We start from the raw sequence: 24,142 nt of genomic DNA, 5'->3' as shown, positions 1-24,142 counted from the left end.
GCATATTTCGGGGGATTAATCCATGAGCAGCGAAGTGCATCCCGTCGACGAGGTCCTGCCGGTCCCGCGCCTGCTGGCGCTCGGGCTTCAGCATGTGCTGGTGATGTATGCCGGCGCGGTCGCGGTGCCCCTGATCATCGGGCGCGCGCTGAAGCTGCCGCCGGAGGATGTCGCCTTCCTGATCAGCGCCGACCTGTTCGCCTGCGGACTTGCGACGCTGGTGCAATGCCTCGGTCTTCCCGGTGTCGGCATCCGCCTGCCTGTGATGATGGGCGTGACGTTCGCATCCGTCGGTCCGATGCTGTCGATGGCGGCTTCACCTGAGATCGGCCTGCTCGGCATCTACGGTTCAGTGATCGCCGCCGGCCTGTTCGGCATCGTCGCGGCGCCGTTCGTCAGCCGGCTGCTACCGCTGTTCCCGCCCGTCGTCACCGGCAGCATCATTCTCGTCATCGGCATCTCCCTGATGCGGGTCGGCATCAACTGGGCCGGCGGCGGTCTGCCGACGCTGACCAGGATGGTCGACGGCGTCGCCGGCAGCTTTCCCAATCCGGCCTACGGACAGTTGAAGGGGCTCGGCATCTCGCTGTTCGTGTTGCTGTTCATTCTCGGCTTGATCAAATGGGGCACCGGCTTCCTCGCCAACGTCGCCGTGCTGCTTGGCATCATCGCCGGCGCCGTGCTCGCGACCATTCTGGGCGTGATGCATTTCGACAAGGTCGCTGCGGCCTCCTGGGGCGCGGTCGTGATCCCGTTCCGCTTCGGCATGCCGCAATTCCATCTGGTACCAGTTATCACCATGTGCGTCGTCATGATCGTGGTGATGATCGAATCACTCGGCATGTTCCTGGCGCTCGGCGACATCACCGGCAAGACGGTCGACCGCGAAGCCCTGAGCCGAGGCCTGCGCGCCGACGGCGTCGGCACGCTGCTCGGCGGCATCTTCAACACCTTCCCGTACACGTCGTTCTCGCAGAATGTCGGTCTCGTCTCGGTCACGGGCGTGCGTTCGCGATGGGTGACGGTCACGGGCGGCTGCATCATGCTCGTGGTCGGCCTGTTGCCGAAGCTCGCCGCATTGGTCGAGGCCGTGCCGCTGGTCGTGCTCGGCGGCGCCGGCCTCGTGATGTTCGGCATGGTCGCGGCGACAGGCGCACGTATCCTCACCTCGGTCGACTTCCGCACCAATCGCTACAATCTCTTCATCGTCGCGATCTCGATCGGCTTCGGCCTGATCCCGCTCGCCGCACCCGGCTTCTTCAGGAATTTGCCGCATGATCTGCAGCCGCTGCTGGAGTCCGGCATCCTGCTGTGTGCAATCGTCTCGGTGCTGCTCAACGCCTTCTTCAACGGGTTGAGCGGCGGCGCACCGGCGGAAGCGGATGCAGCAGCGGTCGCCTCATCCGCGCAACATGTTTAACTGCCGCGATAGGTCGAATAGCTCCACGGCGTGACCAGCAGCGGCACGTGGTAGTGGCTTTCCGGCTCGCTGATCGCAAAGCGTAGCGGGATCTCGTCGAGGAACGGCGGGTCGGAGAGCTGCACGTTGCGCTCGGCGTAATATTTGGCCACGCTAAACCGGAGCTCGTAGCGGCCGATCGGCAGCGGGCGGCCGCCGATCAGCGGCTGGTCGGTGCGGCCGTCTGCGTTGGTGACGGTGCGCGCGATGACGCGGCTTTCCCCGAGCGCGGCGAGCTCGACCAGCTCGACCGGAATACCCGGCGCGGGCTTGCCGGCGTGATTGTCCAGTACATGGGTCGAAAGCCGGCCGTGCACCTTGAGCTTGTCATCGGCGATGACGAGCTGATCGAGACGCAGAGCAGCGATACGAGAGATTTCCTCAAGCGCGCGGCGTGTCTCGGTCTTGGCGATGTTCTGCAGCCGCGCCTCGAAGTCCCGCAGGATGGAATCCCTGGTATGCCGGCGCGCGCAGACGATATAGGGGATACCAAATTTTTCGCGATATGCATTGTTCGCCCGCTCGAAGGCCGCGTATTCGGCGTCCGACAGACGGTCGAGGCCGGCGCTATTCTGCTCGGCACTCGAGTCAGGCGTGAGTCCCGCTGCGCGCTGAGTCTTGTTGGCAAGGTCGGGGTGCGCACGTATCAGCGCCAGTTGCACCTCGGGCTCAGCGCTCGCGATCGCCGCCTTGATCGCGTCGAGCAGTGGATTGATGCCGGCAAACGGACGGCGCGCCGCGGCTTCTTGGGCAATCCAAGGCGAGTACTCGACCACGTTTTCAAGTACTGCGACGAAATCGTCGAAGCTCGCGACATTGAGATCGGACAGCGGTATCTGCGACATCGCCCTCACCCGATCTCGAATGCGTCGGCCGCAAGGTGCGCGAGCTTGTCGTGCCAATGCTGTGCGATCTGCAAACGCGTCGGCACCCAGACGCGCTCGTGCTTGCCGATGTAGTCGAGGAAGCGGATCAGCCCCGCCGCGCGGCCGGGGCGACCGGCGAGACGGCAGTGCAGGCCTACCGACATCATCTTCGGCGCGCTCTCGCCTTCGGCATAGAGCACGTCGAAGGCATCTTTCAGGTAGGTGAAGAACTGCTCGCCTTCGGCAAAGCCTTGTGGATTGATGAAGCGCATGTCGTTGGCGTCGAGCGTGTAGGGAATGACGAGCTGCTTGCCGCTCGCGCCCTTGACCCAATAGGGCAGATCATCTGCGTAGGAATCGCTGAGATAGAGGAAGCCGCCCTCCTCCATCACCAAACGGTTGGTGTTGATCGAGGAGCGTCCGGTGTACCAGCCGAGCGGCCGCGAGCCGGTCGCCGCGGTGTGGACGCGGATCGCTTCCGCGATCTCCGCGCGCTCCTGCGCCTCGGTCATGTCCTTGTGCTCGATCCATTTCAGGCTGTGGCTGGCGATGTCCCAGCCCGCCTCCTTCATGGCAGCAACGATTTCCGGATTGCGCTTCAGCGCTGTGGCGACGCCGAACACGGTGGTCGGCCACTTCCGCTGGCTGAATATCCGCCACAGCCGCCAGAAGCCGGCGCGCGAGCCATATTCGAACATCGATTCGATATTGGCGTGGCGCTGGCCGGGCCAAGGCTGTGCGCCGAGCACGTCGGACAGGAACGCTTCCGAGGCAGGGTCGCCATGCAGGATGTTGTTTTCGCTGCCCTCCTCGAAATTAACGACGAACTGCACCGCGACCCGCGCGTTGCCGGGCCATTGCGGGTGCGGCGGGTTGCGGCCGTAACCGCGGAGATCGCGCGGGTAGCGGGTACCAGTCACTCAGACTTCCTCGAAGCGGATCGGCAGCGCGCCCTTCCACAGCACGCTCTTGCCGAGCGTCGCCAGATTCTCCAGGCCGGACGTCAAGGTGATGAAATGGTTGCCGGCGAGCTGGCCCATCTTGCTCGCGAAGTGCACGCCGCCATAGGCCATCAGGATCTCCGTCTCGCTGATGCCGCCGGGATAGAGGATGATCTGGCCGGGCGCAGGATAGCTGGTGTGGTTCTCGTAGCCGACACCGAAATCGAGGTCGCCAAGCGGCATCCACACGCCCTCGCCGCTCCAGCGCACGTGGATGATGTGGCTTTCGAACGGCAGCGCCTTGCGGAACGCGGCGACAGTCTTGGGCGCCGCTTGCTCCTCGAAACGGGCATCGAAGGTGAAGTCGCCGGCGCGGATCACGAGTTTGGTCATCTCATCTCTCTGGATCGGGGGCGGTGGCCCCACGGGGAATTTTCAGGCAAAGAGCACTCCGTCGGGCTTCGCGCAAGGGGCGCGGCCGGTTACCTGCGGTCGTAGGACCAGCCGAAAACGCCGCTCCGCCGCGTCTCGGGCTCCGGCTCGGCGGCGGGCTGCGGCGCCTCCCTCAGTTCCGCCTGCGGCGGCGGAGGCGGCACCGGCAAATTCTCGCATTTCATGGAGTAGACCAGCTTGCCGTCCGCGGTCCGTCCGATCGGCGCGCAGGGGTCCGGATGCGCCGCCGAGGTTTTTGGGGTCAGCTTGACCTGCGCCACGGCCGGCGAGGCGATCAGCAGAAGGACCAGCAGATATTTCGACATCATTGTCGCCCAGAAACCAGATTTGGCCCATTGAACCGGATTGCGCAGGTCAAGTCCATCGGGGCTGCGGGCGCGATTGCCGAATATTTAGCCGAGGCTAGAAAATTGGCTCGCCCCAATGTGATGTCGCGAACGCTGATATCGGCTGGGCGCATCGCCATGTCAGCCGCAACGGCGACCACACAAACATCTCACAGCCGGGCGCCGTTACGGGAGAAAGTAACGATGCAAAAGACCTTTATCATTCTCGGCGCGACGCTGATTGCCGCCGCCATCATCCAGACTGCCGCGGCGAACGACCGCCGTCATGTCCGCAAGGCGCAACCCCATCCCATCACCCAGTCGGTGCGCGACTCCAACGCCGCGCTGTGGCCGTCGCAGCCGACCGAGCCCGACTGGTCGCGCTATTCCAACGGCGCGATGTCTGCACCAGCGGGACGGTGATGCGGGAAGCCTAGCGCGATCAAGCGAAACTGCCTCCACGTCGTCATTGCGAGGAGCTCTTGCGACGAAGCAATCCAGACATTTTCCACGGATGCATTTCTGGATTGCTTCGCTGCGCTCGCAATGACGGAGTATGACGCGGTAACGCGACGCTTCCAGCTCGCATTTTTGAATTGCAGACACAGCTTCGCAGCCTCGCGGCTGATCTCGCCCGAGCTTTGCTTGGTCATTCCACCCTCTTGTCCAAGAGGGCGCAGGGAAGGCCGGGTGCTGACCTGGCACCCGCGGTCCGCTGCGCGAAAAGCACACGCAGGAAAACCGCACAGCGGCATACAGGTGTAGCCAATCACTCGGCCTTCCCTGCGCGATGGTTGGACGGCTTATGCCGTGCTCTCCCGGGAGCCGAGTTCGTTCTGGCCTCCCTCACCCCAGCGAAAGTCACCGACACCGCGCCGGTTGACGCAGATGCCGCATTCGTCAGGGCTTGACCGTAGCAACGACGGCCAGGACCACACGTCTATATTTTGGCATTCGGTGAAACACGCCGAAACTAACAAAAGACTTTAAAATAAGGGCTTTTCGACTACCCTGATGCAGGCTGTTTCAGCGGGCTTCACCAACTTAAGGGCCCGGCCCTAAGTCTTTCAGCGTCCGCACGACAAACTGAAAGCCTTCAAGCCGAGCCCTTTGGTCCCAAGCCTTAGGAGCCGAAACCACATGGATAGTAGCATCGCCCCCTCCCCCGTCGGCAAGCGCGGCCGCAACAGCAGCGTCATCCTGACCGACCGCCTGTGCGAGAAGCGGGTTGCCAAGCGTACCAAGTTCTACGACCGCAAATGCGCCGGCCTCTATGTCAGTATCACTGCGGTTGGCGCAGCAACCTTCTCGTTCAAGTTCACCGACAGGCAGACCGGGAAGCAGCGCACCGGCTGGCTCGGCGTCTACAATGCGGAGACCTTCACGGTCGAGGACGCGCGCAGCAGGGTCTATGGCCTCAAGGCAAGGGGTGGCGAGGCTCTCGCCCAGACCTTCCGGGACCAGAAGGCCAACAATGCAAAGCGCGGCAAGACCGTCGCCGAGATCATCGAGGAGCGGATCGACTGGATGAAGAAGCCAGTCCGTAAGCCGGACGGCGAGATGCGGCCCCGGCTGGAGGCTTGGGAAAATACGGCGACCCACCTGCGCCGCTTCCTCGGTGCCCGGCTTGGTAAAACACTCGCGGGCGATGTCACAAAGCATGACATCGCGACGCTATCGAACGACATCGTCGCGGGGACGTTTGGCAGGCCCTCGGTCAGCAACGCGCGCCACATGCGCAAGGCAGCGTCGGGCCTGTTCAACTGGGCGGCGGAGGCAGGCCGCGACTATGTGACGGCCAGCCCTTGCATCAACCTGCCCAAGCTCGATCCCGAGCATCCGCGCACTCGGGTTCTCTCCGAGGACGAGATCAGGACTTTCTGGCATGGCCTCGACCGCAATGATCTGCCCTATGACCGCCGCACCCGCCTCGCGCTCAAGTTCGAGCTGGTGACCATGCTGAGATCACGCGAAGTGCTCGGTGCGCATCGCGACGAGCTGTTTGACATCAAAGGCAAATATCCGCGTTTTGACGTACCTCTCAAGCGGGTCAAGAAGCGGCGGGTGATCCAGCAGCCGTTGTCGGATCTGGCTCTTGAGATCATCAAGGAGGCGCTGACCTCGGATGATCCGCAGTTCGTATTCGAGAGCCCGATATACAAGGGCCAGCCGATCCACCGCAAAGCGATGGCCGACGCGTTGCGCGGCACGAAACACGAAACGAACAAGAACAAGACCAAGACCACCGGTCTCTGCGAGTTGCTCGGACTCAAGCGGTTCACGCCGCACGACCTGCGCCGGACAGCGGCAACATTGGCCGGCGATCTTGGCTTTGACGATGCTGCCATCGCCAAATGCCTTGACCACGCCGTGACAAAGAAGGGCGAGACCATCGTGCCGACCGTCACGGGCAAGGTCTACAACCACTCCCAACGGATGAAGGAAAAGCGGGCGGTGCTGGACGGAATCGCGACCGAGCTGCGGCGGATCGTCGGCGAGCCTGTCGCCGAGGGCCTGGAGCATGGAGGGCCACGGCTCGTCGCCTGACTGCGCCACCGACCAACTCTGAGCCCATCACAGGTCTCGGGCCAGACCATCCCCCTGCGTAGGGAAGGTTTAGGCCTAAAAAACTTAAGTATATCAAGGCAATGGCGATCATGTGTCTACATTTGTGTGCGATCCGGCGACGGCCGGCTGCGAGACAATATATTAATGTTCAGAAGCCCTGTGGGTAGCAGTGGAGGCCCGCTCGCGCTCCGGTCAGCGGATGACTAATACCAAGACCATGATCTCGATCAAAAGTATGATCAGTTGTTCTGAGCATCACAAGCGACAGGGGGAATTTTCAAGGTGAGGTCGTGGGGCAACTGTACAACTTCTACTTTCTCGTCATTTTCTCAATTGGCGCCGCCATTGTCTTTCTAGCGAGCGAATTTGGATGGCGACTGGGAATACGGACCGAGGGTCACGGCGCGAGCGCCAACATCTCTGCGCTGGAGCAATCGCTTTTGGGATTGCTAGCTTTGATTATTGGGTTCACTTTTCTGATGGCGCTCACACGTTTCGAAGCTCGGCGCGAAGCGGTTCTCGTTGAAGCGAACGCGATTGGCACGACGGCTCTGCGCGCACGCCTCCTGCCAGCACCTCATCGGGCCGAATCACTGAAGCTCCTTCGGGAATATGCCCAGATACGGATCGTTCCGGCCGGCAAGCCTTTTGCGGAACTTCCGACGCTTGTTGATCGTTCGAACACGATCCAAGAAGCGCTATGGCAGCAGGTAATAGCTCTTTCTGCCAAAGATAATAGTATGGTGCCAACAGGGTTATTTATCCAAGCGCTTAACGAGATGATCGACGACCAAGGAAAGCGTCTTGCGGCGTTGCAAAACTTCATTCCGCACATTGTCTTACTAATGCTTTCCGGCATGGCTGCTGTTGCGTGCGGCTTTGCGGGCTATGCAAGCGGGCTTGACCCGCTCCGGACTCGAACTCCTGTTCTCATTACGACTGCTCTAGTCTGTAGCGTAATATTCGTAATACTCGATCTGGACCGCCCAAATGTCGGCTTCATTACGATAAGTCAGCAACCATTGATCGACACATTAGCAAGCCTTTCAACCTTTAACGACTAGCGTTGGTGCCGAGTTGCGCGCTCAATTCCACGTCAAAGCAGAGCATAGCGTGATGGAGGCCGGGCAGCAGCGCTGCAACGGTTGAGCGTGCCTGCCCAGTTCGCATGCGAGCGAATGCAAGCTATGGGCCTGTTTGAACGCGCGGCGACGCATCACAGGCGGCAGAACGGCAGTCATTTCGCAGACTTCCAGCCCGGGGACTGCGATTCGACGGGGGGCGTGGAATGCCAAGCCGCTAGGGGTTGCCGCGGATAGTGTGCTGGCCACAATTGCAAGCGGCCTCTGCGCCTCGTTCGGAAGTCATGGCTGTTGCTCGCCGTCGGTCGCGAACGAACCAGCGTCAAAGTTGCGAGTCGATAGGTAGGAGCTTACATAGGTTGGCGGCCAAACGTCTTCGAAAGCCAGCGTCGGGCTCGTCCCGATAGCTCACCTTTTGACCGTCCCTCTCCGTCTCCCACACCAATTCCCCTTTCGGATCGAGGAGGACGCGGTAGCAATTTTCGGGAGCCACACCGGTCCCCATGTAGTCAGTCAGCCTTTTAGTCAGCTCTGCACTCTCGATGTAGAGGCCCGCTTCGGTGTTGATCACGGCAGAGCGCGGATCGAGATTGAAGCTACCGATGAACACGGCTTCACCGTCGAAGGCCATGGCCTTGGCATGCAATGCCGCTCGTGACCGCCCGGAAACGAGCGACCAACCAGACCGAAAAGCGTCAGTGTCCGGGCGCAGTTCGTATAGCTCCATACCATGCCCGAGCAGCCGCCGTCGGGTCTTGGCATAACCTGAGTGGGCCGGAAGCATGTCGTTCGAAGCGAGTGAGTTTGTCAGTACGCGCACACGAACATTCCGCTGCTGCAGCCCCGTAACGGTCGCCTGCGCTCCGGCCGGCAGGACGAAGTACGGCGATTCGACCAAAAGTTCCTTTTTCAGATGTGCGATCCGTTCCCGGATGAAAGCAATGACATTATCACTCTCCCTGCCGGGGGCGATGCTTTCCGGATCGTCGGCGACAATATAGCCGTTAGCCCATACGAGATTGTCGCGAAGCTCGCCGCTCTGGGTCGCCAACTGGTAGAGGTCATGGTCGATTGGATAAGGATAGTTGGCCGCCGCAATCGCCTCACGCAATCGAAACATGACGACATCGAGATCGTCTGCGCCATGCTCGCTGTCGACGATGGCTGAGATCGGCACGGTTGAGCAGCTGTTCCAGTACTGGTCGAAAACCCTCGAGAGATCTGGGACGACAGGCCCAACTGCCAACACGTCCAGATCGCGATAATTAGCAATGGTGTTCACCCCATAATAGATGTCACCGATGTTGCGGCCACCGACAATTGCGGCCGCGTTGTCAGCAACCATCAACTTGTTATGCATGCGTCGATTGACCCGGCCGAAATCAAAAATGAAATCGAGAATTGACCAGCGCCGGTTAGTGAGCGGGTTGAACAGACGGATCTCAACATTGGGGTGAGCGTCGAGGCACGCTTTGACGGAATCGCTGTCCTTGTAGAAGGGATCGTCGACGAGGAGGCGCACCCTGACGCCGCGATCGGCAGCCTTCATCACGTGGTCGACGACGATCCGACCGGTCGTATCGCCATCCCACATGTAGTACTGCATGTCGAGGCTACGCTCGGCCAAGTCGGCCAACGCCAGACGAACGATGAAAGCCTCGCGCCCGCCGCTCAAGAGGCTGAAGCCGGAAAGGCCAGGATGCTGATCGGCCGCCGACCCGAAGAATTGGCCCAGCCTCGTCGATGCAGGGTCGCTAAATGCTGTCGATGGCTTTCGGGGAAAGCCTGTCCGATCGGTGCTACCGGGGGTGAGAACTTCAGCAAGCCCTGCCGCGGTTGTAGACCTCTGGTTGATCTTCGGTGAGGAAGGTGAATACCTTGCGATCAGGCTTAATCGTTCCTCTGTGAATGCGCGGGAGAGTTTCCTCGAAGCGCTGCATCCACAGTTAGGCGAACGTTACTTGCGTCAGCTGAGCACTGAATTTGCCTTTAACCGTGGGAAATATCTCAATGTCAGCCGAGCGGACGTTTGCCGCGTACTGAAAGGGATCGACGAAACCGAGTACTTTGCTCCGCGACACTTTGGGCCCACTAAATCAATGCGTACACGCTCAGGGTGCAATGACAATAATCCTAACCGAGCGATACGGCTACGCTATGCGAAAACGGCAAAGAAATTTCTGTGAGATGCGCCGAAGTCGCATAGGCCGTGTGACAAGCCTGTGACAGCTTCTCAGCGCGCGCACAAAAGAAGCATTCGGAGCGCCCCGTTCTGAATTGGTTCAAATCAGACAGATTGGCGGAGGGGACCGGTGTGTGAAAAACCGCTGACCGCGGCTCAGTGCGATGAAGTTGAGAACGCGATGCGTGAGGACGCGGCCGCGCTGCCGCCGGGATCGCCGATGAAGGAGAAACTGTTGCAGATGGCGAATGACTACCGCCTTTTGGCAGACCTCAAAAAATCAGTACTGCGACAAGTGCAATGATCAGATCGGGACGTGGGCGGTTGGCTTCCTTCTAAAAACGTTTATCGGTAAGCCTTTCGCACATGCGTGCTCATCAGAGCCGAACGAACTGGCAAAAACCAAAATCACGGTGAACCGAGTCTAGTCCAACATGCCACAGTGAACGAAGCTCAAATGAATTGCGCTGTTACGCAGGAGCCACGCTAATGCAGCGCGCTCCGTTGCTCGCAAGCGGTTGCAAACTGGTTCGACCTAGGTAGCTCTATTCTGAATGGCCGTTGGTAGAGTCCGGGATTTGTTTTTCTTACAATACGCAACGACCGCACTGGAATTCCGCTGCAGGCGCTCGTAGTCCAATACACTGTTGCTTGCCGCTGCGTTGTAATAGCCACTCATGAAGTATCTTACGAAATCTTGATCTGCTGGACCGTATGCCAGCCAAGTTCCGCAGGTGATCTTGTTAAAATCCAGCGTAGCGTTAGGCACAGCAGTTACGCCTATCGATTTTTCCAGCCCTACCATCACACTGGCATTTGGGTTGGATTGGCACCACCCTCTTACGCTTGTGACATTTGCCCGATGCAGGTCAAAATCTACAAACGTCCTCCGACTTTCATAACTAAACCAACCGGTCATCCAAGCCGAAAACTTGCTTGACGGGGCAGCCGACATGGCAAGATATTCGCCACAGGTGATGCTGCGAATATCGGCCGTCGTGGCGCGCGCCTCACTGGCGAAAGCTGAGGAGACTACGACCAGCGCAAGCAGAAGCAATCTGCACCTCATTATGATGACCTCCCGAGCAACGATTGGAAACCAGATCAAGCAACAGCATGATCACACATTCCGTGACGACAACTGTATTCGGGCGTCGTGGCGACTGCCTAGTTGATCTAGATCAACGCCGGCGAAGCAATGTCCCTGCCAACCATTCCGGCTCGAGCAAAGTATGTCCTCGCGAAGGAAGGATGGCGAGCACTGGCGCAAGAGACCGCGAAGGCGCTTACGCCTGCCGCGATTCGGGCGTAAAGTACTCACTCAAGAGTCGATCGATCACCAATTGGGTCTCAACTTCGGTTCGGAATCCTGCGAGCATCAAAATAGAACCTCGCCGCGGTTCTTGCGCCAGCGACGTCTCGCGGTCCTCGGTCGTGATTGACGGGTCCGGGAAGTGCCGTCGGATCGAGGCATGACAAGACATGATCTCCCCCTCTTCCAAGTGAACTGCTCCGGAGCAAGCTGCAGCAGGGCAGAGGGACTCGCAATTGCACCGAAGGGCATTGTCCTTGAGTACACTATGAATAGCACTTGAGCCGGCCTGCAAACCCGAGCGCCAATGACGTCACCCTTCTTCGCTCCACACGCAGGCAAGCACTGCGCTCGTCGAAAGTAATCAACGGCAATTAGGGTTTTGCGCTGCGACTCCGCCTGTGTGGAGACCTGGACCGGAACTGTCGTGGTGTCATTCCGGTCCATCGCTTGAACGCGTGTCTGAGTGAACTCAGCTCGCGATAGCCAAGCAGCCAAGCAACTTCGGATACGGGAAGCTGCTCCTGTTGTCCTCTAGGTCAATACGCAAATTTGCCTGTCGTGATTAGAATTGTAGAGTACCGACCCCAACGGTACTCAATGCCCCCCGGCCTCAGTCTTCCAGACTGAGGCCGTCTCATTTTCGGCGCGTGCGGTTTCTGCATAACAGGCTGACTAAGGGCCGTAGTCCGAAAGAGCCAGAGTGATTCCGGTGTCGCTGAGAGCCGCCGAGGTCGTTCGCGGCGACGCGCTCGTCGAACCATCTGCGGACTTCGATCGATGTTGCCGGCAGCCCGACAGCGACTCCGGTCGGCATTCACCCATTGGCACAAAGTGCAGTAGCCGCAGGCTGCAGATCTGCTTGTCTACGGTGCGCCTTGCCGATTCTTTCCAGCCCCCAAGCTTCTCAGAATTGGCGAGAACGTACAGGCCCCGGCGCGGCATCCGCTTCGCCGGGGCCACGGAGGCGGAGATAGTCCTGGACCATGGACGCAACGGCAGATCGGCAACGAGTTTGGCCTTGGGTCGCCGCTGGGCAGAGCATGCGTCGGCACACGAGCTCGCGACCATGGTGAGCGGGTCGTTTGATGATCTCAGCCCAAATGCTGCCAGCGGACCTGTCAGATCATTTCGTCGGCGGCTTTCGCGAAGGCGTGTTGCACGTCTGGCGCGGGTCTTAAGACCTCAGCATAAGGGCGCCCGGATGAGACTAGGCGCCCTTGCCCGCCATCGTTGGCGGATCCAAGCTGTGAGTTCTAAGGGATCGTTGGGCGACCTCGAGGAACGCTGGAATACCAAGCGAATCAATAGCCGAACCTCTCGTCACAACTGAAGCGGGCGCGGGTTGATAGGTCCTGCCGGTTACGCCAACTATATTGACCAGCCTGTTAGAGGCGTCTTCCCATGCTTCACCGAGGGATTATTGATTGGTCCGAAGATCGAGGGCGCTCGCCCCTTCGGTTCTGTTTTACGGAACTTTAATAGGTCCTTGCCAACGTTGAGACCATTGCGATCGTCGCGGCGGCGACACTCGTTTGAACTTACCATTATCAAGATCTGCTCGGTTGGCAGTCTCTTCATGGAGAGACCGTTATGCTCAAAGGCTTTATGATCGCCGTTGTCGCGCTGCTTTTTTTGTTGCTGTGTGATCAGCAAGTATCAAATGGAAAGTATACTGAGGCGGCTATGGTTATGGCGAAGCACATCAAGCGTTCGTTCGGCGTCTGACCGTCGTGGGCCATGAGCGAGACAGACATTCTTAAATCTCTAAACGTCGGAAAGTGTCCGGATTGCGGATCGGACCAATTGCGATCCGGACTGCGCGTTGATATCGCCGAGCACTTGTCCTGTGTGAGATGCGCAGCGCGTTTCTACGTCGCGCCGCGACCACCCCTTGCAACGGTGTTCATCCGGCAGTGACGGGTCGCGTTTTACCATAAGGAATTACCAAAGCCCCCTAAGCCTAGGCTCCTCCTGCGACTCGTCCTCAACGCGCATCGCCGCTCAACACCCTTGAGGTAGATCAAGCCAGTCTGGCCGCCTTTTCAGTTCCTCTGGGCGGCGATCTTCTTAAGCGTGGCAATCTGTCGGAAGAAGGTTTTTATCGACTGGGCAGGGCTTCCGAGAACCCTAGCACCGGGTGCTAGATCCGAAATGACGCCCGCTTGCGCGCCGATCTCCGAACCTCGCCCTATCCGGAGGTGCCCCGCCATAGCCGCCTGCCCTCCGACGCGGACGAAATCCTCAAGCACGGTTGAACCCGAGATCCCAACTTGTGCAACTACAACGCAACAGCGGCCGAGAGTAACATTGTGGCCGATTTGCACGAGGTTATCGAGGCGGGAGCCAGCGCCGATCACGGTGTCACGCGATGATCCGCGATCAATCGTCGAATTGGCACCAACTTCGACATCATCTTCCAGAATAACTCGCCCAAGCTGGGGGATCGAGAGAAACCCGCCGTTGGTGGATGCGAATCCGAACCCTTCCTGGCCAATCCGCGCACCCGGATATACGTAAACGCGTGCTCCCAATACCGCGTAACTCAGGCTCACATGTGTGCCAATCCGGCAGTCCCTACCGATGCTGACGCCGCTTCCGATGACTGCGCAAGGACCGATCCGACAGCCCGGCCCTATTTCCGCTCCGCTTCCGATCACACACAGGGGTCCAACTTCTGTTGAAGGATCAATTTGAGCGCCATCCGCTATTATTGCCGAAGGGTGAACACCAGGACATGGCGGTGGTACAGGGTAGAACAGGGCAGCAACGCGGGCCCAAGCCGCATACGGTTCGCTCGTTTGGATCGCCACAGTTGCCGCTGGTACTCGTGAAGCCATATCAGGGTGAACGAGCACCGCGCCGGCGGAGGTTTGATCCAGGGCGGAAGCGTAACGGCGATTGTCTAGAAAGCTCACTTGAGTCGGCCCGGCCGCTTGCAAAGGGGCCAAACCTTCCAGCAATAGTTCACGTTCGTCTGCCACACCCCGCGCCGTGCTAGCGACGAGCGCGAGTGGATGCGGACCAGTTCGCCGGAAGAACCTTGCACTGCCCAGCACTGTTTCGAGCATCACGTCCCCCTGCAGCAAACCGGGTTCGACTGGCATTCCTCCTACGCCTGTCCCGGCCCATCCATGTCTGTTGGTCAGTCGCAGCCGCGGCGAAAAGCGTTCCCTAGATGCCTTGGGCCAACAGCAATGTTGCTCTCTGCCGTCGGCAGAATTGATTCAGATCAAGCCGCATCTTCGGCTGAGCACTTCGCACTGGATAACGGGACCCGCAACGCGTTCAGAAAGCGGTTACAAGCCACTTGATAGTGGTAATATTGCTGGTGCCACCAAGCCGCCCTTGCCCCCCTAGCATCTTGAAACGTCGGACCTGCCGGCTCTTCTCCAGGCACGTCAGAGTTGACTTAGATCAACCTTCCGCTCGGCGATCGCCCTTTTTTGATCGGGACAGGCTGGTAATTCTCGAGCTTTCCGGTTTCTGAGATGAAAAGATGACGCGAGCATTGCTCTTCATTGTGGTGGCAATCCTTTGCGCATCGTGCAGAACCGACGCGCAGCTTGACCCGATCCAGGCCACCGTGATTGTCGATGCGGCCGAAGTCACCGATAGAGAAGAATGCCTCTACCAAGAAGTCGCCCGACTATTGGAGCCAAAGGGCAGTTCACCCATCAGCCTGCAGAATGTTGCGGTGGCCGCCACTCGGTTTTGTAGCGCTGCTGTCAGAAAACGTCTCCAGAGGGCGGCCTCCGTATCCCCGTCTGATGCGCAAACTCTCGCACGCGATGATCAGATGAAGACGGAACATCGCGCGTTCGCCATCGGGTTGGAATTGCGCGAGAAAAGGACAAATGGAGGAGTGGCAGGGAACTGAACGGGGCGGCTCCCGCCGGTCTGTGCATCTTGCAACAGGTTTATCTCCGTAGCCAGCCCGGCAGTGTCTTCGCAGCGATCTATCGCGGAACATTCGAAGCTTGCCGCTCCTGTGCTTCGTAATATTCGGCTGAAAACTTGATCGACCACCGGGAGAAGAACGAACGCAATTTCTGCGTGGGTCTTTCCACGCCAAGATGTTCAGCGACGTGCGCATTGCGAAGCCATCCGGCGAGCGACGCAAAACAGGCTGAGCGCATCAACGCGTGAAGCACTGCGAGGCCGACCGTATCGGCCTGTCTATAACGGTAGCCTAGCTTTTTAATGACGTACTGACGCTGGATGTTTTCGTAGGCCCTGCCCATGAGTCGAGCGAACGAACTTTTCTTCGCCTGCGGCCACGCTGCCGGATAAACCGGCAATACCAGAAGCTTGCTCTTAGCGATCACCGTAGCCAACGGATGCAAAAGCTGCATCCAGGCTGGCCAAGACGCTAATTTGGCAAACAATACCGCATGCATCACTGTCGCGACCCCGAAAGAGATCGGAAGCCACACTACCGCAGCCACGATTACAAGCAATGCAGTGTTCGGGGTGAGATGACGACATTTTCGAAACACCCACGCCATACCTTTTGCAAAGGCAACGTGCAGGCTTCGCTCGAACGCCCGATAGCTAATTTTGCGCCGGAGCCACGACCAGCGACGGCGCATCGACACGATCCAATTTCGACGCCTCGCCTCAGACAGAGGAAGGATCCACAGCGCACCGGCGGTGACAGCGACCATTAGGTTACCCAGAACCTTGGCCGCGAAAAGCGGAAGCCAGACGATCTCCATGACCAGAGGGAAAGTATAGTCGAGCAATCGCATTAAAACCGCGATAGTGAAACGCAGGATCTTGTTCGCGGCGATCGCTATGAAAGCAAGTGGAACGATGATCACGTCGTCCAGTGCACCGCGCACGCGGTGCTCTTCAATCCATGCGGGGCTTTGCTCATTGGCCACGGCACTACCGGTCGAGACGCGTTTCTTCGCCTAATCAGCTACGCTGACCGCGAGAGAAACTACTGCTCTATTTGAGCCAGGCGCTAGCAGGTCATTCCGGTCGCACATCTGCGGACGGCTCGACGGGTTTGCCGGACGGTTGTTCGTGCCACGCAAACACCGTTCACCCGAGTTCTGCCCGCGCCGCAGGCAGCAGCGATTTCCGTGATTATGCTGTCCGGCTGCGCGAGCACAGGAGCAACGGGCGCGGCTTGCGCCGACACCGCGAGAGACAGAGCGAGCGCGCCAATTGCAACCAACCTGATCATTCTCACCTCCTCGAAGAGCGATGAACGGGCCAAGCTGACGTCGCACTTGCTTCCAAGACTTGAGATGGATCAAAGGTTCTTAACTGACCCGCTTCTTCAGCAGTGTTGGGACAAGTGCTCTCGGCTCCTCAGGCGATCTTCCCTATCGACTCAGTTGCAGTCTGCGTGGAGAGCCTTCCATCATCGGGTGCTGTGGCAGTTCTACTATTTCACCCGGTTGGCGTGTATCGGGGGACACTACGATCAGTTTGACCCGGGTTTTTGATGTCGCCGTGCTAGCGTTAGGCACGTTCAACCTCGTGCTGGTGGCACTGCTTGTCTTGTCTTTCTGAGGTGCTCCGCAGGCCAACGCGGATCGCCGTGCATACGCGGCGCTGTTTGCGCCTCAATTTCACCATCCGACTCAGGCTGTGGTTGCAATCGTTGCCGGCGTCTCGTCTGTGACGGTTCTCGATCCCGAACCGGCGCGCGACGAAGCGGAGCCAGAGGCCCGGAGAGAACCCCATCAAACCGGGCCTTTGCGCTGTCCTTTGAGCAAAGCGCACGGGCGCACCATGTATGGCATCGCCTGATCCCTCCGAGAACGTCTGCAACGGGGGGGCGGCGTGAACTTAAAGCGGGCGCGGCGTCCGGTTTGCCTCTGACAGTCGACGTGACACGTCTCCACCCGCACTTCCGCTTAGGGCCAGAAGAGGTCCTTCATGACGCCTGTGTTAAACCTGCGCTTTCGCTTCTTCATCCGGGCGGTTTTGACCCAGACGCGGCTCCACTCCTGCAAAAGCCTCTGGATGTTCGCACGATGGCGGATGATCGGGTGCACTCCGGGGGGGTGTAGGCCGAGATTTGATTCGAGCAGGTACTGGTGCCGGTTATTGGGTCATTTCCCTGCAGATATCGAGGCGAAATGCCCAGCGGGGCTTCCCCGGGGGCGGAATGTTGGGATCGGAATGGTCAGAGGTAACACCCGCTTATGATTGCTGGTAGCTGCCGAAGTCACCCTGACCTTGATCTTCGCCAATTCAGCGGCTTGGTGCGTTCAGGTCGGCGGCATTGACGGCTGGCCGGCAATGCTTTTTCGTGAGGCTGGCGGCTGTCACACCACGCCTTGGTTCACGTACCAACCGGCCTTGTCGTGATGGCGTTGCGAAACGCGAGCGGCGCCGTGATGGTGGTAATGGTTCGCGTGCCTTCGCCGACACCCTGAATGGTGAGGTCGCCGTAGTCCATGAAGCGGCCAAGAATGCTCTGTTTGACATCGACACTCTCAACTTTGTCGAGGCTCATCTCAAAGGTGTCCCGCTTGATGAAACCTGTCTTGTGGACAACCCGCATGTTGGTCACGTCGGTCTCGGTGGTCCAGCGGTGAAACCAAGCCGTCGCCGTCCAGTACAAAGCCGCAAGCCCAGCTACCGCCGCGAAGGCCAAGCAAACCGAAGCCAGCACGTCGGAAGTAAAGAAGCGCCACAGCACCAAAAATGCGACCACCACGATCCACGCAGCGATTGCGGGCAGAAAGTACATCCAGTGTTCGTTGGTCGAATACAGCAACCGTTCGCCGGGCTGTATAATCTTGTCGATATACCGCGCCATAACGGACCCTGAGTTAACCCACCACCGCAGCATCTTGCGCCCTTTGAGCCGATCGGGACCTTGATTTATCTCAAGCCTTCGATCGACCGCGCCCGGAAGCTGCGGTTCATACGAGAGCCGCAACGATCCCCCTCTAAAAGGGCCGGAGCGAGCTGAGGGTGATTGCTATTCATTTGGATTGCCGATGGCGGTAGCGGCTATCAGGGTTTGTTCCCGATTCCTTCGCCTGGCTGGGAGTCAAGGCACTTGTTTGATTGGTGGCAACCCAGAAAGCGGCTCAGGAAACATTCCGACTACAAAGCGGGCGGTCACCGCTTCTTCGGACCGCACGTTATCCTCGATGAATTGCGCCGCCACGTTCCTCGATATCTCGATGAGGTCGATCAGGGCGAACTGATCTATCCAGCGTGCAAGCGGGCATTATCGGATTTGAACGGTGATGTTCGCTCGGTTTGGGATCACACCCGGCTGGAAGCGATGCGCTATGTAATGATGGTGCCAAGGGCCGACTTTGACTTACTAAGCGATGCAGACCGGCAAATCGAAATGATAGACGCTTACCTCCTCCAGCGTCCTCACGACGAGACCGTGGTCGATTTCACGGGAACGGCGGCGACTGATTTTTCGATTGCTATCTTGGCTGGTCTCAATTGGCTAACACATTGCGCTAAATTGGCCGGCGTTCAGCCAAGTAAGCAGTTGGGCACTATTCGTCACTTCAGAAGTCTCGTCACGCTAGCTCACAGGTGGTGGTTAACTGAGGGCGCTGGCGAACGCTCCAGTCAACTGTTGGCGAATGGAGAGCAGCCACCACTCATGTTCTACTTGATATGGTCCGACTACACGAGGCTCGCAAAGCACATCGCTGCCGCCACAGTTTTCGGATCGTCGATCAACCGTGCAGCAAAACTGGTAGCGTTGCCTGCCGATCTTATTCCCCGCTTTGAGGCTGCGCGGGATCCCCTCGAATTGGATGCCGACATAGCGCAACCCCGCTAGCGTTTTGCGCTACGATCCTGTTCAGAGCGATGGCAGCCCACCAAGAGTTCGCTCGGACTGAACTGTTGCAGGCACCGGGTAAACGGTTGTTTGCTTGTCGCAGATCGAACATCTAAAGCGCCGGAACGAATTAAACTATCGGATTTTCGCTGCAACGCCAGCGTGTGCGGTTCGTGCGTTTCGGACGAAGGGCGGGACCTCTCCGGGGCGGTTGGCCGGGATTGATTTCGGTCAGGTACTGGTACCAGTTATTGCCTCACATGATCCAAATCAACGATGCCCGCGCGACGGCCGCCAAAGAAAGGCGCATGCGAAACATCGTGGACGAAGCTGGCGAGATCGTTGCGATGGCATCGGATGAGCATACGCTGATCGGCGGTCACCACCGCCTCGCGGTGGCGGCGAGCGCCGGTAAACAACTGTACTGGAAAGATACCGGGGAACCCGTGAAACTTGATCCGTTTTTCAAGGGAAGTTCTCGTCGACATACAGCCTGATGCGCAGGGAGCGTGACGCGTATAGAAGGCAATCATCACGTCGGCGCTGCCTTTCGTGCGTCTGATAAGCGTGAGCCGGTCTAGCGCACTTTTCCTCGCGCTCTCGGCGCACCGCTCCGCTCGCGGTTTTTTTGGATTTGAGCCATGTCTTCGATCCTCCGCCGCGGTTCGCGGCGGGTCATTAGCCGGTGCAGGGGACAGAGCTAACCGAGGGCTCGATTGCGGGTGGCGGGTCTGAGGACTTTTAGATTGTACCCTCCAACAAAAAAGGCCGGCATTTCTGCCGACCTTCGTTTGCTGGAGAACTCTAAATAACGCGAGATCAGTACTTCGCGACGACCGGGCTGCCGTAATTGCCGAAGCGGTAGTTCACGCGCACCGTGAGCATGTCCACGTCCTGCGTGATCCGGTCGTTCACAAATCCAGCAAGAGCGGGAGGGGCCGTGAACGAATTATTGCGGTGCCCCATGAACAGATGGTCGTACTCAATACCGGCTGACCAATTCGGCGCGAAGCCATACTCCCAACCAACACCCACGGTGCCACCCCAGCGGGTCGCGCTTTGCGCCACGAGTTCAGTGCCGAAAGCGTTTTCGAGGACGCTGAAGCGGTTGTCCGTCACCGCCGCGCCGCCCTTCACGTAAAACAGTGACGCATTCCAAGCGTAGCCGATCTGACCGGTGAAGAGGCCGATGGCACTGGTTTTGGTACGAGTTGAGAGCGCAGGATTGATGAGGCTGACGCGCTGGTTGCTGAGATCCGCCCAATCGCCCTGCGCTTCCAGACCAAACACCCACTGGCTGGATTGCCAGCGATAACCGAGCTGGCCACCAATGACGCCACCGGACCGATCGCGGCAGCCAGAAGCGAAGGCCACGCCAGCCGCGTCAAGGAAATCCACGCAATTGTGGTTCTGCGCCCAGCCGCCATTGCCGCCGATATAGAAGCCGGTCCAGTTGTAGATCGGGGCAACGTAGGGAGCCGGCGCAGCCTTCATCGGCATGTCGGCAGCCGAGGCTGGCACAGCCATTCCGAGAGCAAGCACGCCTACCGTGCCTAGTAAAAACTTCTTCATCATTAAATCCCCACTTGTTATGCGCTTCAGGCGAAGCGGTCATTGGCACGACTGCCGATCGATCTATGGTGGCACGATAGGCGGAAATCTCCCAAAGACCTGTATCCGATGGACAACACTCAAGACCAAAGTGAGCATTCGTCTAAGCTGATGATTTGTTTGTATTTTTTTGAGTAAAGTCACTCATTCGGCGGAGATCGCGGCGAATAGGCGCTATCCGACCATTCAGCTACTTCCCGGCTTTATCGTATGACGTCTGCCGAAACGGCTGGTCGGAATGTGTTTCGAAAAAATACTGACCACTGTTTTCTCATTGGATGATTGGTCGAACAGTGCGGACGCTATGGCTTCGATCAGCACGCGACGAGCCTTAAATTCAGCAAGCAAGTCCCCCTTCGAGCCTCTCCGGCGATCAGCCAAGTCGCTAAGCGCGGCAGTGCTAATTTGGCATTGCACAATTTGCTGTCCATTCCTCATCGTAAACTTGAACGCCATCAGGTCGGCATCATACCCAATGGCCTTTCCTCTCCTCAGCGGCATGAACCCGGTCCCCTTTTCCCAACGACCCGTGAAGCGGACCGCGCGGTGGGCTGCCAGGTGAGCATCTATAAGGCGCGGCAACTGACCTTCTTGAGGCAACGGAGCAAAGCATGTCCTCAGCGGTTTGCAAATTCGAGACCTGCTGGGATCGCGGGTGACGTCACCGAGATCGACCCGGTCTTGGTATTGCAGCGCAGCACGCCTTCCGTTCGCGTCCTTCACGCGGAAACATTGCTCCTCCTCCAACTGGCAAGAAGTCGGGAGAATACTTGGTTCACTGGCCGGCGGCGGAGTGGGCATATGACGACGCGCCAGTACGCCCGACTCCTATCTCACTGGATCGTTGATATCGGACTGGATCCGCACCTGTTCGGGACGCATTCGCTTCGCCGGACCAAGGCAACCTTGATCTATCGCCGAACCGGCAACCTGCGAGCCGTACAACTCCTGCTGGGGCATACCAAGATCGAGAGCACCGTTTGATACCTAGGCATCGAGGTCGACGACGCCCTCGCGATAGCAGAACAAGTTGACGTCTGATTTCGGGGGCAGAGCAGACGTGCTCTACGCTGCCCTCACAGACGGCTCCGGGCCAACAACGGACTCACTCACAAACGGCACGGCGCCGACGGACGGTGATGAAAAGGAGGTGTTGGCGTCACCCAATCTCCTGGCTCGCTGGCGGGACCACGTACAGCGTCAACGCAAAGACCGCGTAGATGAAGATAAGCAGGGCGCCGACGAACCAGGCCGAGCGCCCGCTGCTCGTAATGAAGCTCGCGGTCACGGTCGCAATCATCACCATGGTGACGGCGCCCGGCCAGAACTGCAGGCTCATTGGCGACGGTCCGACGACATAGCTGAGCAGCACCAGTGCGGGTGCGCCTTGTGGGTCTTCAGTGAGAACAGCAGGCCGAGCGCGTAAGCGATGATGAGCAGTATGGCGAGACCGACGCTGAGCTTCCGCATGACAGCCTCGCCTTGTACGAGATCGAGGTCGGCGACCGCCGACGGGGCGAGCAGGGCGACGGTGGCCATCAGCAAGAGACCGGAGTAGAGCCGCGCGCCGGCACGATTATATTCCTGGACGTGATAGCGCAGGCCGCCGAGCAATAGACAGGCACCGAGCATGAACAGGGCGTTGGTGACAATCGCACCGGCAATCGACGCTTTCACGAGCATATACTGGCCGGCCTGAAGCGCGGTGATCGCAATGATCAGCTCCGTTAGGTTTCCCAGCGTCTAGCGCGACATTCTCGCCGGGCATTCGCTCCACGACAATCTGCGCGATCTCTCCTGCAAGATGATCTATGCCGGGATGGAGCCTGGTGCCGTCGTTAATTTCCTGCGCGGGTTAATGGAGCAGTCCAACACTCCGCGTGATGACCGCCGGCAGGAGCGCCTCGCCGACATCCCGCGCCTCGTTCGAGGGCGCCGTGAAGCTGAAAGCCGAGGCCGGCAGGCTTGTGCGCCGCAACGCCGGGGCACCTGCTGAAGCCGGCGCCGCGCTCCTCGAGGACGTGCGTGGCTTCCTGTGCCGGTTCGTCAGTTATCCCTCCGTGCACGCGGCCATCGCGCATACCCTCTGGGTCGTACACACGCACCTGATGAGCGCATGGGAGAGCACCGCGCGGCTTGCATTCCTTTCGCCGGAACCTGGGTCGGGCAAGACTCGCGCCCTGGAGGTGACTGAGATGCTGGTGCCAAGGCCCGTGCATGCCACGAACGTTTCACCCGCCTACCTGTATCGGAAGTGCGGGGGCGAAGGTGGACCGCCGACCATCCTGTTCGACGAGATCGACGCAATCTTCGGACCGAAGGCGCGGGAGCATGAGGACGTTCGGTCGTTCCTCAACAGCGGTCACCGCCGCGGCGCCACCTTCGGTCGTTGCGTCATCTACGGAAAGCGCGTCGAGACCGAGGACGTGCAAAGCTTTGCCGCCGTCGCGCTGGCAGGGCTGGGCTGGCTGCCGGACTCGATCATGACGCGCAGCGTGGTCATCCGGATGCGGCGGCGCGCGCCCAACGAGCACGTCGAGGCTTTCCGGCACCGCACCCACGCCCCCGTTGGTAGGAATCTCTTCCTCCGGCTCGAAGACTGGGCGGCAGCCAGCGCAGGCCACGCCGAGGCAGCGCGGCCGGAAATGCCCTCAGGCATCGAGGACCGGACCGCAGACCTGTGGGAGCCGCTGCTGGCGGTTGCAGACCTTGCGGGTGGCGAGTGGCCTGAACTGGCGCGCAAAGCAGCCGTCGCGCTGGTTGCCGCCGCGACTACCGATACACCACCGAGCCTGAACATCCGCCTACTGTCTGATTTGCGGACGATTTTCGCCGCAGCCGACGCGGCGATCCAGATGACCGTCCCGAAAGGGCTTCCAACTAAGGCAATTCTGGAGGCGCTGCACGCGCTCGAGGCAGCCCCGTGGAGCCACCTCAAGGAGCCCTTCAACGACCATTCCCTGGCGAGCCGGCTGCATGGCTACGGCATCAAGTCCGACAAGCTCCGGCCGCATGGGGCGAACCAGTGCAAGGGCTACCTCCTCGCCGATCTGGAAGATGCGTGGCGGCGCTATTTGCCCCCTCCCGTCTCTCTCAGTCCCCGAGAAGGCGTCACAACCGTCACAAGCGTCACAAGCGAGGCTGTTCAGGGGGGAGCGTGTGACGCTTGTGACGGTTGCAGCGTCACCGGCAAGGATCATCCGTCACATCACAATGCTCAGGCTACAGACGCTGTGACGGATGTGACGGATGTGACGCCTTTTCCGGGCGGCACAGAGAGGCCGACGAGGCTTGCAGCGGAAGGTTCCGAGAAGGGCCTGAGCGTTCACTTCATCCGCGAGCTCGCCGAGTGGTATCTGGGCAAAGTCGAGGAAGAGCGGCTGGCGACAGGCACGCTCCGGCAGGCGGCACTGGATGCCGAACTGCGCGCGATTCTCTCGGACCACGGTGTTTTCCCCGAGTTCATCGAGATCGAGTCCGAGCGCGTGATGCAGGTCGTTTGCGCCCCCCTGGAGTGCACGGCCAAGTAATGAAGACGCGGACCAGGTCTACCGGCCCG

The 24,142-nt window shown here is 59.4% G+C and carries 22 protein-coding genes and 3 pseudogenes; 11 read left to right on the top strand and 14 right to left on the bottom strand.

The features are described from left to right. Nucleotides 1-22: 22 nt before the first annotated feature. Nucleotides 23-1,420, top strand: coding sequence for a nucleobase:cation symporter-2 family protein (locus ABIB90_RS27965; protein WP_354201713.1), 1,398 nt, complete (start codon nt 23-25; stop codon nt 1,418-1,420). On the opposite strand, the gene uraD is transcribed toward ABIB90_RS27965, so the two are convergent. The 4 genes from uraD to ABIB90_RS27945 all read right to left on the bottom strand — a co-directional run bounded on the left by uraD (nt 1,417) and on the right by ABIB90_RS27945 (nt 4,027). Then, nucleotides 1,417-2,304, bottom strand: a complete 888-nt coding sequence (gene uraD, locus ABIB90_RS27960; RefSeq protein ID WP_219685274.1) for a 2-oxo-4-hydroxy-4-carboxy-5-ureidoimidazoline decarboxylase — start codon at nt 2,302-2,304, stop codon at nt 1,417-1,419. The two genes, ABIB90_RS27965 and uraD, sit on opposite strands and share 4 nt — an antisense overlap. A gap of 5 nt (nt 2,305-2,309) precedes the next feature. Next, nucleotides 2,310-3,245 (bottom strand): allantoinase PuuE, encoded by a 936-nt coding sequence (gene puuE, locus ABIB90_RS27955; protein WP_354172144.1) that lies wholly within the window; start codon nt 3,243-3,245, stop codon nt 2,310-2,312. Next, nucleotides 3,246-3,659 (bottom strand): DUF3830 family protein, encoded by a 414-nt coding sequence (locus ABIB90_RS27950; protein WP_007601448.1) that lies wholly within the window; start codon nt 3,657-3,659, stop codon nt 3,246-3,248. Nucleotides 3,660-3,748: 89 nt separating this feature from the next. Further along, on the bottom strand, nt 3,749-4,027 hold the full coding sequence (locus ABIB90_RS27945; RefSeq protein WP_007601447.1) for a hypothetical protein: 279 nt from the start codon (nt 4,025-4,027) through the stop codon (nt 3,749-3,751). 222 nt (nt 4,028-4,249) lie between these two features. Between ABIB90_RS27945 and ABIB90_RS27940 the strand changes: the two genes are divergently transcribed. Next, complete coding sequence (locus ABIB90_RS27940) at nt 4,250-4,468, top strand: hypothetical protein (protein ID WP_354129194.1); 219 nt, start codon at nt 4,250-4,252, stop codon at nt 4,466-4,468. Here ABIB90_RS27940 and ABIB90_RS27935 read toward each other — a convergent pair. After that, nucleotides 4,429-4,698: a hypothetical protein gene (locus ABIB90_RS27935; protein ID WP_007601443.1), complete on the bottom strand. Its 270-nt coding sequence runs from the start codon at nt 4,696-4,698 to the stop codon at nt 4,429-4,431. The genes ABIB90_RS27940 and ABIB90_RS27935 overlap by 40 nt on opposite strands. 487 nt (nt 4,699-5,185) lie before the next feature. Between ABIB90_RS27935 and ABIB90_RS27930 the strand changes: the two genes are divergently transcribed. Then, nucleotides 5,186-6,592, top strand: a complete 1,407-nt coding sequence (locus ABIB90_RS27930) for a tyrosine-type recombinase/integrase (protein ID WP_354172141.1) — start codon at nt 5,186-5,188, stop codon at nt 6,590-6,592. 311 nt (nt 6,593-6,903) lie between these two features. Further along, nucleotides 6,904-7,677, top strand: coding sequence for a bestrophin-like domain (locus tag ABIB90_RS27925; protein WP_354172139.1), 774 nt, complete (start codon nt 6,904-6,906; stop codon nt 7,675-7,677). A 340-nt stretch (nt 7,678-8,017) separates the two neighbouring features. Here ABIB90_RS27925 and ABIB90_RS27920 read toward each other — a convergent pair whose 3' ends face one another. Further along, nucleotides 8,018-9,370, bottom strand: coding sequence for a phospholipase D family protein (locus ABIB90_RS27920; protein ID WP_354172137.1), 1,353 nt, complete (start codon nt 9,368-9,370; stop codon nt 8,018-8,020). A 637-nt stretch (nt 9,371-10,007) separates the two neighbouring features. Between ABIB90_RS27920 and ABIB90_RS27915 the strand changes: the two genes are divergently transcribed. Then, nucleotides 10,008-10,181 carry a hypothetical protein gene (locus ABIB90_RS27915; protein ID WP_354059947.1) on the top strand — a complete coding sequence of 58 codons (174 nt, stop codon included), beginning with the start codon at nt 10,008-10,010 and terminating at the stop codon, nt 10,179-10,181. A 231-nt stretch (nt 10,182-10,412) separates the two neighbouring features. Here ABIB90_RS27915 and ABIB90_RS27910 read toward each other — a convergent pair whose 3' ends face one another. Next, nucleotides 10,413-10,934: an HdeA/HdeB family chaperone gene (locus ABIB90_RS27910; RefSeq protein WP_354201712.1), complete on the bottom strand. Its 522-nt coding sequence runs from the start codon at nt 10,932-10,934 to the stop codon at nt 10,413-10,415. Between the two features lie 629 nt (nt 10,935-11,563). Beyond that, nucleotides 11,564-11,704 (bottom strand): annotated as a pseudogene (locus tag ABIB90_RS27905) (helix-turn-helix domain-containing protein); the annotation flags it as partial. Between the two features lie 1,078 nt (nt 11,705-12,782). Here ABIB90_RS27905 and ABIB90_RS27900 point away from each other — a divergent pair. After that, nucleotides 12,783-12,917, top strand: a complete 135-nt coding sequence (locus tag ABIB90_RS27900; RefSeq protein ID WP_354172134.1) for a hypothetical protein — start codon at nt 12,783-12,785, stop codon at nt 12,915-12,917. Between the two features lie 317 nt (nt 12,918-13,234). On the opposite strand, the gene lpxD is transcribed toward ABIB90_RS27900, so the two are convergent. Beyond that, nucleotides 13,235-14,260, bottom strand: coding sequence for a UDP-3-O-(3-hydroxymyristoyl)glucosamine N-acyltransferase (gene lpxD / locus ABIB90_RS27895; protein ID WP_354172132.1), 1,026 nt, complete (start codon nt 14,258-14,260; stop codon nt 13,235-13,237). A gap of 428 nt (nt 14,261-14,688) precedes the next feature. Between lpxD and ABIB90_RS27890 the strand changes: the two genes are divergently transcribed. After that, the gene (locus ABIB90_RS27890; protein ID WP_354172130.1) at nt 14,689-15,069 is read left to right on the top strand and encodes a hypothetical protein; all 381 of its coding nucleotides are present in this window, start codon (nt 14,689-14,691) and stop codon (nt 15,067-15,069) included. Nucleotides 15,070-15,148: 79 nt separating this feature from the next. Here the strand turns inward: ABIB90_RS27890 and ABIB90_RS27885 are convergent, their stop codons facing one another. Both ABIB90_RS27885 and ABIB90_RS27880 read right to left on the bottom strand, forming a co-directional pair. Beyond that, complete coding sequence (locus tag ABIB90_RS27885; protein ID WP_354059941.1) at nt 15,149-16,075, bottom strand: hypothetical protein; 927 nt, start codon at nt 16,073-16,075, stop codon at nt 15,149-15,151. Nucleotides 16,076-17,493: 1,418 nt separating this feature from the next. Then, entirely contained in the window at nt 17,494-17,973 is a 480-nt protein-coding gene (locus tag ABIB90_RS27880) for a PH domain-containing protein (protein ID WP_063995469.1), read from the bottom strand. Nucleotides 17,974-18,219: 246 nt separating this feature from the next. Here ABIB90_RS27880 and ABIB90_RS27875 point away from each other — a divergent pair, with 246 nt between their 5' ends. Together ABIB90_RS27875 and ABIB90_RS27870 are read left to right on the top strand one after the other, a co-directional pair. Further along, nucleotides 18,220-18,972: a hypothetical protein gene (locus tag ABIB90_RS27875; protein ID WP_063995468.1), complete on the top strand. Its 753-nt coding sequence runs from the start codon at nt 18,220-18,222 to the stop codon at nt 18,970-18,972. Between the two features lie 260 nt (nt 18,973-19,232). Further along, nucleotides 19,233-19,469: a hypothetical protein gene (locus ABIB90_RS27870; RefSeq protein ID WP_354172298.1), complete on the top strand. Its 237-nt coding sequence runs from the start codon at nt 19,233-19,235 to the stop codon at nt 19,467-19,469. Nucleotides 19,470-19,791: 322 nt separating this feature from the next. Here ABIB90_RS27870 and ABIB90_RS27865 read toward each other — a convergent pair whose 3' ends face one another. Continuing rightward, a complete protein-coding gene (locus ABIB90_RS27865) occupies nt 19,792-20,547 on the bottom strand; it encodes an outer membrane protein (protein ID WP_354172300.1) in 756 nt (251 codons plus the stop codon). Between the two features lie 222 nt (nt 20,548-20,769). Beyond that, nucleotides 20,770-21,084, bottom strand: a complete 315-nt coding sequence (locus ABIB90_RS41655) for a DUF1488 family protein (RefSeq protein ID WP_502917087.1) — start codon at nt 21,082-21,084, stop codon at nt 20,770-20,772. Between the two features lie 216 nt (nt 21,085-21,300). Here ABIB90_RS41655 and ABIB90_RS27855 point away from each other — a divergent pair. Beyond that, nucleotides 21,301-21,567: pseudogene (locus tag ABIB90_RS27855) on the top strand (tyrosine-type recombinase/integrase); the annotation flags it as partial. A gap of 175 nt (nt 21,568-21,742) precedes the next feature. Here ABIB90_RS27855 and ABIB90_RS27850 read toward each other — a convergent pair. Then, a pseudogene (locus tag ABIB90_RS27850) lies at nt 21,743-22,326 on the bottom strand (calcium:cation antiporter family protein); the annotation flags it as partial. Between the two features lie 194 nt (nt 22,327-22,520). Here ABIB90_RS27850 and ABIB90_RS27845 point away from each other — a divergent pair. Next, complete coding sequence (locus ABIB90_RS27845) at nt 22,521-24,113, top strand: DUF3631 domain-containing protein (protein WP_354172304.1); 1,593 nt, start codon at nt 22,521-22,523, stop codon at nt 24,111-24,113. The last annotated feature ends 29 nt before the right edge of the window (nt 24,114-24,142 follow it).

Source organism: Bradyrhizobium sp. JR4.1 (assembly GCF_040548605.1).
In the GTDB taxonomy this organism is placed as follows: Bacteria; Pseudomonadota; Alphaproteobacteria; order Rhizobiales; family Xanthobacteraceae; genus Bradyrhizobium; species Bradyrhizobium canariense.
This window is presented reverse-complemented; position numbering and strand designations above follow the sequence as displayed.